Origin of the sequence: Puniceibacterium sediminis (assembly GCF_900188035.1) — a bacterium.
GTDB classification, from domain to species: Bacteria; Pseudomonadota; Alphaproteobacteria; order Rhodobacterales; family Rhodobacteraceae; genus Puniceibacterium; species Puniceibacterium sediminis.
The window spans coordinates 199,559-210,066 of record NZ_FZNN01000005.1 but is presented as its reverse complement, the minus strand read 5'-3'; the positions used below and the strand labels follow the sequence as shown (position 1 = coordinate 210,066).

The window sequence follows — 10,508 nt, the reverse complement described above, 5'->3', positions numbered from 1 at the left end:
GGAAGCGATCATGCGGCTGCGTCCCCGTCAGAAAACCTTCGTTGAGCGCAGCCTTGCTGCGCTTGGCACCCACCGCAACACGCTGGGTATCGCGCCGACCGGCGCGGGCAAGACGATCATGCTGTCGGCGGTCACGGGTGAGGTGATCGGCGACAGCGCCGCCAAGGCCTGTGTGCTGGCCCACCGCGACGAGCTGACCGATCAGAACCGGGGCAAGTTTGCTCGGGTCAATCCAGGCCTGACTACGTCGGTGGTCGATGCGAGCTCCAAGTCGTGGGCGGGCCGGGTGACATTCGCGATGGTTCCGACCCTGGCGCGCGAGGCCAATCTGGCCGCCATGCCCGTGCTGGACCTGCTGGTCATCGACGAGGCCCACCACGCGGTGGCGGCCAGCTACCGCCGCATCATCGACCGGGTCCGCGATGCCAACCCCGACGCCCGGATCTTCGGCGTCACGGCCACCCCGAACCGCGGCGACAAGAAAGGCCTGCGCGAGGTGTTCGACAATGTCGCCGATCAGGTGCGGCTGGGTGAGTTGATCGCCTCGGGGCACCTCGTGCCGCCGCGTACCTTTGTGATCGATGTTGGCGTGCAGGAAGAATTGAAATCGGTCCGCAAGTCGCTGGCGGATTTCGACATGGCAAAGGTCGCGTCGATCATGGACCGCGCGCCGGTCACCGACGAGGTCATCCGCCACTGGAAGGAAAAGGCGGGTGACCGTCAGACGGTCGTATTCTGTTCCACCGTCGCCCATGCCGCGCATGTCACTGAGGCCTTTAACGCCGCTGATGTGCCAGCCGCGCTGATCCATGGCGATCTGCCAAGCGAGGAACGACGCAACATTCTCGCCGCCTACGCCACGGGAGAAATCCGCGTCATCGTCAACGTGGCGGTGCTCACGGAAGGTTGGGATCACCCGCCGACCTCCTGCGTCGTGCTGCTGCGCCCGTCCTCCTACAAATCGACCATGATCCAGATGGTGGGCCGTGGGCTGCGCACCATCGATCCGGAGGAACACCCCGGCGTCATCAAGACTGACTGCGTGGTGCTGGATTTTGGCACGTCGAGCCTGATCCACGGTACGCTGGAGCAGGATGTCGATCTCGACGGCAAGACTGAGACTGGCGAGGCCCCGACCAAACTCTGCCCGGGTTGCGGGGCCGACATTCCGCTGGCCTGCTTTGAATGCCCGCTCTGCGGCGAGGTTTTTGGCGGTAATGAAGACGGCGAGGCCGAGGCAGCCGACCGTGCCGATTTGAGCGGCTTCATCATGACGGAGATCGATCTGTTGAAGCGGTCTAGCTTTGCTTGGATCGATCTGTTCGGGTCCGACGACGCGCTGATGGCCAATGGGTTCAACGCCTGGGGCGGCATCTTCTTCCTCGACGGCCGATGGCATGCGGTCGGCGGCGCAAAGGGCCAAAGCCCCCGCCTGCTGGGCATCGGCGAACGAACCGTCTGCCTCGCGCAAGCCGACGATTGGCTGAACGAGGTCGAGTCCGACGAAAGCGCCTTCAAGACGCGCGGCTGGCTGAACCAGGCCGCCACGGAAAAACAGCTGCAATATCTGCCGCCCGCCTATCGGCAGGATTACGGCCTGACCCGCTATCACGCCTCCGCGCTGATGACCTTCACCTTCAACAAGCGGGCGATCCGTCACCTGATCCTGGCCGTCGCTCCTGAACAGCGCAGGGCCGCATGAGCCATGTCGCGCAAATCCCATCCCCGGCCACAGAGGCTGCGGATCGCCCGGGCTCTGATCCAAACTGGCATCCACGCTTCATGCCCTGTGCCGTCTGCCTGCGCCCGGCGCGCGGCTTCGGCTTCTTCAACCCCAACACGCCGCGCCCGCGCGAGCACCGCTGGTTCTGCTCGATGCCCTGCCAGGGGCTCTTCGCCATGCGCTTCAGAAAAGGACTGACCATGATTGGAATGACTGACGAGGAACGTCTCGCCATCGCGCTCGTGATGAAGCGCCTCGGCCAGACCATGGACCAGATCGGCTGGAGCAAGCGCCTGTGCGATCTGAACGAAACCGACGTGACCGCGCTGATCGAGGAGGTGCTGGAAGGTTACGGCGCCGAGATGTCGCGCATCGCGAAATCCCAGGAGGTGCCGTTCTGATGCTGGACTATAATCACCGCCCCAGCTTCGCCGAGAAGGTGAATGCCGCTGTCGATGCGTCGCTAACCGCTGACAATGCCGTACGCACTCCGCGCGACTATCTCGGCGGTTCGCGCCTTGGCCACGCCTGCGAACGCGCCTTGCAGTTCGAGTTCACGCACGCAACGAAAGACGAGGGCCAGGAATTCTCCGGGCAGTTGCTGCGCATCTTCGCCATCGGTCATGCGCTCGAGGATCTGGCGGTTGCGTGGCTGCGCGGCGCGGGTTTCGATCTCTACACCCGCAAGGGCAATCGCCCCGATGGTGGCCAGTTCGGCTTCTCTGTCGCCGACGGGCGCATCCGCGGCCATGTCGATGGCATCATTGCCGCGGGGCCAGAAGGTCTCGGGCTGGCCATTCCCGCGCTCTGGGAATGCAAAACCATGAACGCCAAGAACTGGCGTGCCTGCGTCAAGGAGGGTGTGACCAAGTCAAAGCCCGTCTATGCCGCCCAGATCGCGCTGTATCAGGCCTACATGGAGGCAACGGTGCCCGGCATCAGTGCCGCACCAGCCGTGTTTACCGCCATCAACAAGGACACGGCGGAGATGCACCACGAGCTGGTGCCGTTCGATGCCGATCTGGCGCAACGCATGTCCGACCGCGGCGTTCGGATCCTGCGGGCCACGGACGCAGGCGAGTTGCTGCCGCGCGTCGCCCAACATCGCGATTTCTTCGAATGCCGCTTCTGCGCCTGGGCAGATCGCTGCTGGGAGTTGCCCGCATGAGCGACGACAACATCATCCACTTCAGCCCCTGGCAGGATTTCAACGACGCGCCTTCGATCGAGGATCCGTTCGACGTCGAGCCGGATCCCAGCCAGATCGAAACCTTCGTCGACGTCGTGTTCGGCTATTGCGAGGGCCAGATCCCGGTTCGGGGCTTTGTCGACATGGGACAGGGCAAGGAGGGTCGGCCGCACAATATCTGGATCGACGCCGATACGACCGCGCCGGGCAAGCTCGCGACCTTTGCCAATTGGGCCTCGCGCGAAGGGGCGGCCGTCTATGTGATCCCCGGCACGGTCACGGCCGCCGGACAGGCCAAGTCCGCCGATGTGCTGCAGATGCAGGCGCTGGTCGTCGATCTCGATGCAGGCGATATCCCCGCCAAGCTTGACCATCTGCTGCACCATCTTGGCCAGCCCACCCTGATCATCGAAAGCGGCGGGCGCACGTCAGAAGGCGCCAACAAGCTGCATGTCTGGTGGCGGATGACCGAACCCGCCGAGGGACCGGCCCTGGCCGAGCTTTGCCGCCTGCGCGGTGAGATTGCTCTCAAGGTTGGCGGCGACACACATTTTCGGTCCGCCCACCAGCCGATCCGGGTGGCAGGTTCGGTTTATCACAAGCACGGGCATCAGCGCCTGGTGCAAATCCGTGAACACCACGGCATCGAAGTCGACCTTGACGACTTCGCCGAGCGGGTGGCGGAGATGCCGCCAATCCCGGGCGCGGGCATGGCCAGCACCGGGACTGCCGCTCCCGGCAAGCCCTCGCTGGACGCGGTGCTGACCACCCCGGTCCGCCAGGGCGATCAGGATGACTGGAGCCGCTTTGCCGGGGCAAGCGCTGCCATCGGGCATTTCCTGCGCATGGTCCATGATGGACGAATGTCGCCGGATGAAGGATGGGAAGCGATCCGTGGCTATAATGCCGCCGCCTTGCGCCCGAGTTGGCCGGAGGATCGCCTGAAGGCGGAATCTGAGCGTCTCTGGACCAGGCATATCGAGAAGAACGGCCCGCCGCTGATCCGGCTGAATTCCGGACTTCCGGGGCCGCAGGAGATGCCTGCCTTCACGCTCGGCGCGCTGCTGGACGATGACAGCACTATGCCGGAGGATATCATCGCACCGCGCGTTCTGACCCCAGGCGGGCTGCTGGTGCTGGGCGGGGCACCCAAGGTGGGCAAGAGCGACCTGCTGATCTCCTGGCTCGTGCACATGGCGGCAGGCGTTCCATTCCTCGGCTTCATCCCGCCGCGCCCGCTGCGCATCTTCTATCTGCAGGCGGAGATCCAGTATCACTATCTGCGCGAGCGGCTGAAGCAGATCGCGCTCCCGCCCCAGGTGCTGGCCGCCGCGCGCGATACCTTCGTCGCCACGCCCAAGCTGAAGATGCTGCTCGACACCGAGGGTAGCGTGCGTGTGGCGGGGGCAATCCAGGCAGCGTTTCCTGATGCGCCGGTAGACATCATCTGCATCGATCCAATCCGCAACCTGTTCGACGGCGGGCCCGATGGCGGCGGCGAAAACGACAATACCGCCATGATGTTCTTTCTGAAGGAACGGGTGGAGGTTTTGCGCGACCATATCGACCCCGACTGCGGGGTAATTCTGGTCCACCACACCAAGAAGCTTAGCAAACAGCAGGTAAAGGACGATCCCTTTCTGGCCCTGTCCGGCGCCAGCGCGCTGCGAGGGTTCTACACCTCCGGCCTGATCCTGCACCGGCCGGACGAGGATTGCTCGCAACGAAAGCTTGAGATCGAGCTGCGCAATGGCCCCGCTCTACCGCCCAAGGTCATCGACAAGGTCGGCGGCCAATGGGTCGAAATCAACCCGATGAACGAGCGGCTGGTGCGCCAGGACGTCGGTGCAAAGCACGATGCGGAGCGGGCACGCAAGGGGGATGTGATCCTGCAAATGATTGCTGAGCAAGCAACTCGGGGCAAGATGTTCACGCTGACTCAATTTGCCGCGAAGTTTGAGAACAAGGGCAGCCTCGGAGGCAAGACCAGTATCGCAGACCGGCTCCACGTTCTGGCGACAAAAGGCCACGTCAAGTTTGTCCGCGGCAAGAAGTTGGACAAGCTCGGTTTGAAGCCAACGAAGTCGAAATTCGGTTACATCTGTGTCCAAGGTATGTGCCTCAAAACCGATGCCGAGGTGATGGACGTCGTTACCGGGGAAGTCGTTCCCGAGGTCGTTGGCGTCTTCCCAACTGACTACATGTGCGCTGAATCCGGTGCCCTTCTGCCCGTCGAAAATCCGGAGATCTGGGTCGATCAGGACGGGGGTTCAGAATGAGTTTTCCCATCCAAATGGGCCCGTCCAGGAATCCGGATTGGCCGGTTTTCTGCCAAAACCCGGCCCGGTTTTTAGGGTGGTGGTTTCTGGGCTTTAGAAATCCCCCATTAAGATCAGAGACTTGCGCTAAATCCCAGAACCCGGATTGCGCTCAGTCAAAACGGTTTTTGGGAAATAGATTTTTGTCAGCGAATTCAGTTAGTTACGCTAAAGCACAAAACCCGGATTTACCCCCCCTAAAGGGGAAGGTGTCCTCCCCGCTAAACGCGGGGGAGACACTTCCTTCCCCTCGGCTCGTCTTGGGCTGCGGAGTTGGTGTGCCCAAGCATCCCCTCGAAACTTTTCATCCGACGACGGCGGCCCGTACCGCCAAGCACATGACCACCGTCGTCTTCCACCTGAGCAACCAACCCCAAAAAAAGGAGACCACCCATGGCTAACCTGACTCTGTCCAGTGCCGATGCAGGCGCAACCCCGAAAACGCAGCTGCCGCCCGAGCGGGCTCGCACGTTCCTTGCCTTGGATCTGGGCACCACCACCGGCTGGGCCATCCGCGCCTATGATGGCCTGATCACCAGCGGCACGGTGTCGTTTCGGCCTAACCGCTATGACGGCGGCGGCATGCGTTACCTGCGCTTCACGAACTGGCTGACCGAGATTGATCGGCTGTCCGGTCCGATCGAAGCGGTCTATTTCGAAGAAGTCCGCCGACACGTTGGCACCGACGCGGCCCACGTCTTTGGTGGGCTGCTGGCTGTTCTGACCAGCTGGGGGGAGTTGCGCGGCGTGCCCTATCAGGGCGTGCCGGTCGGCACCATCAAGCGGCACGTCACCGGCAAGGGCAATGCACCGAAGCAGGCGATGATCGACGCGGCTCGGGCCCGCGGGTTCAGCCCTGCAGACGACAACGAGGCCGATGCCATCGCCATCCTGCTCTGGGCCATCGAGACCGGCGGAGGTGTCGCATGAAGTGGCATCCCCGAGGCTACGGCGGAACGCGCCGCGACCCAGATCAGGTCAAGCGCGATGGCTGGAAGGAACAGGGTCTGCTGGCTGTTGCCATCAATGACCATCGCTTGACCTGGCCGGAGCGTGAACTCATCCGTCAGCTTGGCGAGAAACTGTATGGCAAGCGGCCCGACAGGCGGGAGGTGCGCAATGGCTGATTGGACCCCAAGCATCGTCGAAGCCAGGCTGGCCGAAGCCGCATGGGTCCTGAAGCTTATGCCCGAGCCGCGCCTTTCGGGTTACTTCAGCACCTGGCCTGAGTTCGTGTACAGCTTCGCGGACAAGGTCGAACAGGAACCCAAGCCCATGCGCGTCCTGCCATCCCCGAAAGCCATCAGCCGGATGGAGGAGACGCTTACCTGGACGGTTGGCCTTGATCCGATCGATGGCAAGATCGTCTGGCTGCGCGCCTATGGAACACGATGGAAGGAAGTCTGCTGGGCTGTCGGGCTGCAGCGATCCGCAGCCAACCAGCACTGGCTTTTCGGGCTGTCGGTGATTTCGCTGCGCCTTAACAACCGTCGGTTCAACCGCAACCTGTCGAAACAGGGAGTGATCAAGCTGGCAGGTGCGGCGTAAACCTGCGTAACCAATCGGAAAGTGTCCGCCGGACACTTTTCGAAGGGACAAAAGCCGGTTCCCGAGGGTATAAGTTGGATATACTCGGGAGAGGCGCGTGCGGGACAGCACAAACGTTTTCGAGATGGATTTCGTGGTGGACCCCAGAGTCCGAACCGGGGCCCAGTCTGCTAACTCACTGATTGTACGGGTCCTTCCTGACTGCAAACGTATACGGGGGGGCGCAGCGCGCAATATCGCCAGCGACAGGGCTGGTTTTTTGGGAAGCCACCCTGGCGGGCATCCACCCGCGATCTTCTGAAAACCACAATAAAACAGACCCTTGGAACCGGACACGTCCGGTGGCCGCTGGACCCTTTGCGGAGTCCAGGCTGGCTGCTGGTGTCCGGAGTCCAGGGCATCCACTACATTGAGGCGAACCGACCAGCATGACCCTGAGCTTTGCCCCGGACGCGATTGAGACCTGGCCGCTGGTCAAGCTTCAGCCCTACGCGAAAAACGCAAAGATGCATGGCGCGGACCAAGTCGCGAAGATCGCCGCCAGCATGGCGGAGTTCGGCTGGACCGTGCCGTGCCTCGTCGCTGATGACGGCGAGTTGATCGCAGGCCACGGGCGCGTCCTGGCCGCGACGCAGTTGGGGCTGACCGAAGCGCCGGTTATCGTGCTGGGCCATCTGACTGAGGCGCAGCGCCGGGCCTACAGGATCGCTGACAACAAGCTGACGGAACTCGGCACCTGGGACGAGGCGCTGCTCTCAGCCGAACTGAACGAGTTGCTAGCCGAGGACTACGACCTGTCGCTCATTGGCTTCGATGACGCTGAACTCGAGGCGCTATTGGCTGGAGAGGTCGATCCTGAAACTGCGTCCCGAGAGGGTGAGGACGATGTTCCAGAGGCACCTGAAACCCCGATCAGCCGTCCCGGCGATCTCTGGGTGCTGGGCAAGCATCGGTTGCTCTGCGGTGACGCGACAGTGGCCACAGATGTCGAGCGTTTGCTGGGCGAAGTGAAACCGCTCCTGATGGTGACCGATCCGCCCTATGGCGTGGAATACGATCCCGGCTGGCGCAACAAGGCAGGTGCCGCCGCGACACGGCGCACCGGCAAGGTGCTGAATGATGACCGCGCTGACTGGCGTGAGGCCTGGGCGCTGTTCCCGGGCGATGTGGCCTATGTCTGGCACGGCGCGCTGCATGCGACCACTGTCGCCGACAGCCTTGAAGCCTCCGGCTTCAACATCCGGTCCCAGATCATCTGGGCCAAGGATCGCTTGGTGCTGAGCCGCGGTGATTATCACTGGCAGCACGAGCCCTGCCTCTATGCCGTGAAAAAAACCGGCAAGGGCCATTGGGCGGGCGATCGCAAGCAAACGACACTGTGGCAGATTGCCAACAAGGATCAGGATGTTGAAACCGTGCACGGGACCCAGAAGCCAGTCGAATGCATGCGTCGGCCCATCCTGAACAACTCGAGCCCCGGACAGGCCGTCTACGAGCCCTTCATGGGGTCCGGAACCACGCTGATCGCGGCCGAAACGACTGGTCGCGTCTGCTACGGGATCGAACTCAATCCGGCATACGTCGATGTCGCCGTGGAGCGGTGGCAGCAGTTCACCGGCAAGCACGCTGTTCTCTCCGGATCAGACGAGACGTTCAACAAAATCAAGAACAAAGACGTTTGAGGCGATGCATGACCTGGCTTTATCTTCCTCCGGACGCGCTTCCGGAAACGAGAACGCATGTCTGTTCGGCCTCTCGCTTTGCTCAGGCGCAGGCGGACTCGACCTCGGCCTCACCATCGCCATCCCCGGATATCGAACTGTGGGCCATGTCGAACGGGAAACCTTCGCGGCGGCCACTCTCGTGGCGCGGATGGAAAATGCGGCCTTGGATTGCGCACCTGTCTGGGACGATGTTGCCACCTTCAACGGCCGCCCTTGGCGCGGCGCGGTGGATATCATCACTGCAGGCTATCCGTGCCAGCCGTTCAGCGTCGCGGGCAAGCGCCAAGGTGCGGACGACCCGCGCCATCTCTGGCCGCATGTCGCCCGCATCATTGATGAATGCGAGCCGCCCTTCGTCTTCCTCGAGAATGTCGCCCATCATCTCCGCCTCGGCTTCCCCGAAGTCGCCAGCGGACTGGTCGGCATGGGCTACCGCCTTGCGGCAGGCCTCCTTACGGCGGCGGAAGTCGGTGCGCCCCACAAACGCGAGCGGCTGTTCATCCTTGCTATCCGCGAAGGCTGCGAACTGGCCGACCCCGCGCGCCTGCTCTGGGACCCGCTCGAGCGGCGGAAACCGGACCGAGATGTTGCGGCTATGGCCGACGCCCCGGGCCAGTGCCAACGAGAACCGGCAGACGAAACCAACGCCGTCTCAGGAAGCAGGCAAGCATGGGATGAACCTGGCAACGAGTGCGGCGATGTGGCCGACGCCGCAGACTGACAGCTTTCGGAGCCGGGGCGGAGACCGGAAGCACGAGAAGGGTCTGGACGGCATGGCGCGGGACTGGCCTACGCCGATGGCGAACGACGGGTGCAAGCCGAGTGCTGGGAACCGCAAGACAGCGGATCTGACCCATGCCAGCCGCATGTGGATGACGCCGACGGCGCGGGATCACAAGGACGGGGCGACAACACTGGCGAACACGCCTGTGAACGGCCTGCTTGGCCGCCAGGTCCTGGTGACGCAGGTGGCTGGGACCGATACCTTAGAGCAGCGCCGGACCTTGAACCCGCTGTTTGTCGAGGCGCTGATGGGCTGGCCCACAGGGTGGACAGGCTTCGCCTCTGTGGCAACGGCGTGGTCCCCCTGGTTGCGGCGCATGCGCTTCGAACTCTCGCAGCTGAACTGCTGGGCGATGGATGAGGTGGTGGCATGAAGCAGTCGCGCCTCATGTCGCTGGTCGAGTCCGTCGCCAATGTGATCGTCGGCTACGGCGTCGCCGTCGCTACACAAATCCTGATCTTCCCGATCTTCGGGCTGCACACGACGCTGGCGCAGAACCTAAAAATGGGCGCGGTGTTCACAGTGGTGAGCATAGCGCGGTCCTATGTGCTGCGGCGGCTCTTCGAGGCAATCCGGGTCAAAACGACGAAGCCGCCGCCCATGAGGAGCGGCGACTCTGCTCGGCGGCGGCTTCCCTACCGCCGGGATTTCAGCGGTGCAGCAGGGCGGGATCAGTCTTCAATCCGATAGATGCGTCCACGTTCCTCTGTCTTTTCTGAGGTGACCTCAAGCCCGAGCTTCTTCTTCAGCGCGCCGGACATGGCACCACGAATCGTATGTGACTGCCATCCGGTTGCGACCATGATGTCCTCGATGGTCGCGCCGCCCTCAGCGCTGAGCATTTCGATCAGCTTTGCCTGTTTGGTCCCATTTCGACGCTGGATGGGTTCGCTTGTTCTATCGGTGGGGGCATTGTCGTTGGGTTCGTCGGTGATCCCGAGGACGCTGTAAGCTAGCGATGTGGAACGCAGGGTTATCGGCCCGCCCTTTTCGTCGTGCCGCCAGACCGTGTTCAGGTCCGTGGCTGCGATCTCCTCGATGAGCCCCTTCTTCAGGAGGCTCTTGCAGACATTGCCAACAGCGCCGCCCTTGAGGCTGGCGGTGACGGGAAACACTGCCCCGTCTTCCCGCGCGCAGGCGGCGGACAGGATGATGGCTTGTGGGTCAGATAGCTGGATCTGGGTCATTGGTTTTCTCCGGTGTTCGGGCAACGCAGGATGCG

12 protein-coding genes are annotated in these 10,508 nt (G+C 62.9%); 11 read left to right on the top strand and 1 reads right to left on the bottom strand.

What is annotated here, in order from left to right; translation table 11 throughout:
* The first annotated feature begins 10 nt into the window (after window positions 1-10).
* The 11 genes from CHB75_RS07965 to CHB75_RS07915 all read left to right on the top strand — a co-directional run bounded on the left by CHB75_RS07965 (window position 11) and on the right by CHB75_RS07915 (window position 9,976).
* Window positions 11-1,702 carry a DEAD/DEAH box helicase gene (locus CHB75_RS07965; protein WP_089270003.1) on the top strand — a complete coding sequence of 564 codons (1,692 nt, stop codon included), beginning with the start codon at window positions 11-13 and terminating at the stop codon, window positions 1,700-1,702.
* The gene (locus CHB75_RS22010) at window positions 1,699-2,124 is read left to right on the top strand and encodes a DUF6511 domain-containing protein (protein WP_245840801.1); all 426 of its coding nucleotides are present in this window, start codon (window positions 1,699-1,701) and stop codon (window positions 2,122-2,124) included. Before CHB75_RS07965 ends, CHB75_RS22010 begins: the two co-directional genes overlap by 4 nt.
* Window positions 2,124-2,891, top strand: a complete 768-nt coding sequence (locus CHB75_RS07955; RefSeq protein WP_089270002.1) for a PD-(D/E)XK nuclease family protein — start codon at window positions 2,124-2,126, stop codon at window positions 2,889-2,891. Before CHB75_RS22010 ends, CHB75_RS07955 begins: the two co-directional genes overlap by 1 nt.
* Window positions 2,888-5,191: an AAA family ATPase gene (locus tag CHB75_RS07950; protein WP_217898767.1), complete on the top strand. Its 2,304-nt coding sequence runs from the start codon at window positions 2,888-2,890 to the stop codon at window positions 5,189-5,191. The genes CHB75_RS07955 and CHB75_RS07950 overlap by 4 nt, the downstream gene beginning before the upstream one ends.
* 432 nt (window positions 5,192-5,623) lie before the next feature.
* Entirely contained in the window at window positions 5,624-6,160 is a 537-nt protein-coding gene (locus CHB75_RS07945) for a crossover junction endodeoxyribonuclease RuvC (protein ID WP_217898766.1), read from the top strand.
* Entirely contained in the window at window positions 6,157-6,357 is a 201-nt protein-coding gene (locus CHB75_RS07940; RefSeq protein ID WP_089270000.1) for a hypothetical protein, read from the top strand. Before CHB75_RS07945 ends, CHB75_RS07940 begins: the two co-directional genes overlap by 4 nt.
* The gene (locus CHB75_RS07935) at window positions 6,350-6,778 is read left to right on the top strand and encodes a DUF6362 family protein (protein ID WP_089269999.1); all 429 of its coding nucleotides are present in this window, start codon (window positions 6,350-6,352) and stop codon (window positions 6,776-6,778) included. Before CHB75_RS07940 ends, CHB75_RS07935 begins: the two co-directional genes overlap by 8 nt.
* A gap of 428 nt (window positions 6,779-7,206) precedes the next feature.
* Entirely contained in the window at window positions 7,207-8,460 is a 1,254-nt protein-coding gene (locus CHB75_RS07930; RefSeq protein WP_089269998.1) for a site-specific DNA-methyltransferase, read from the top strand.
* Between the two features lie 4 nt (window positions 8,461-8,464).
* Window positions 8,465-9,223, top strand: coding sequence for a DNA cytosine methyltransferase (locus tag CHB75_RS07925; protein WP_245840798.1), 759 nt, complete (start codon window positions 8,465-8,467; stop codon window positions 9,221-9,223).
* Window positions 9,177-9,659, top strand: a complete 483-nt coding sequence (locus CHB75_RS22005; protein WP_141135092.1) for a hypothetical protein — start codon at window positions 9,177-9,179, stop codon at window positions 9,657-9,659. The genes CHB75_RS07925 and CHB75_RS22005 overlap by 47 nt, the downstream gene beginning before the upstream one ends.
* Complete coding sequence (locus tag CHB75_RS07915; RefSeq protein WP_425439494.1) at window positions 9,656-9,976, top strand: DUF7220 family protein; 321 nt, start codon at window positions 9,656-9,658, stop codon at window positions 9,974-9,976. The genes CHB75_RS22005 and CHB75_RS07915 overlap by 4 nt, the downstream gene beginning before the upstream one ends.
* Here CHB75_RS07915 and CHB75_RS07910 read toward each other — a convergent pair.
* The gene (locus tag CHB75_RS07910) at window positions 9,958-10,473 is read right to left on the bottom strand and encodes a DUF3489 domain-containing protein (protein WP_089269996.1); all 516 of its coding nucleotides are present in this window, start codon (window positions 10,471-10,473) and stop codon (window positions 9,958-9,960) included. The two genes, CHB75_RS07915 and CHB75_RS07910, sit on opposite strands and share 19 nt — an antisense overlap.
* Window positions 10,474-10,508 lie beyond the last annotated feature (35 nt).

Bases quoted from the DNA above. Each gene is read 5' to 3' on its own strand.
- CHB75_RS07930 (WP_089269998.1), top strand. From the start codon at position 7,207: ATGACCCTGAGCTTTGCCCCGGACGCGATTGAGACCTGGCCGCTGGTC.
- CHB75_RS07940 (WP_089270000.1), top strand. From the start codon at position 6,157: ATGAAGTGGCATCCCCGAGGCTACGGCGGAACGCGCCGCGACCCAGAT.
- CHB75_RS07965 (WP_089270003.1), top strand. From the start codon at position 11: ATGCGGCTGCGTCCCCGTCAGAAAACCTTCGTTGAGCGCAGCCTTGCT.
- CHB75_RS07935 (WP_089269999.1), top strand. From the start codon at position 6,350: ATGGCTGATTGGACCCCAAGCATCGTCGAAGCCAGGCTGGCCGAAGCC.
- CHB75_RS07955 (WP_089270002.1), top strand. From the start codon at position 2,124: ATGCTGGACTATAATCACCGCCCCAGCTTCGCCGAGAAGGTGAATGCC.
- CHB75_RS22010 (WP_245840801.1), top strand. From the start codon at position 1,699: ATGAGCCATGTCGCGCAAATCCCATCCCCGGCCACAGAGGCTGCGGAT.
- CHB75_RS07915 (WP_425439494.1), top strand. From the start codon at position 9,656: ATGAAGCAGTCGCGCCTCATGTCGCTGGTCGAGTCCGTCGCCAATGTG.
- CHB75_RS07910 (WP_089269996.1), bottom strand. From the start codon at position 10,473: ATGACCCAGATCCAGCTATCTGACCCACAAGCCATCATCCTGTCCGCC.
- CHB75_RS22005 (WP_141135092.1), top strand. From the start codon at position 9,177: ATGAACCTGGCAACGAGTGCGGCGATGTGGCCGACGCCGCAGACTGAC.
- CHB75_RS07950 (WP_217898767.1), top strand. From the start codon at position 2,888: ATGAGCGACGACAACATCATCCACTTCAGCCCCTGGCAGGATTTCAAC.
- CHB75_RS07945 (WP_217898766.1), top strand. From the start codon at position 5,624: ATGGCTAACCTGACTCTGTCCAGTGCCGATGCAGGCGCAACCCCGAAA.
- CHB75_RS07925 (WP_245840798.1), top strand. From the start codon at position 8,465: ATGCATGACCTGGCTTTATCTTCCTCCGGACGCGCTTCCGGAAACGAG.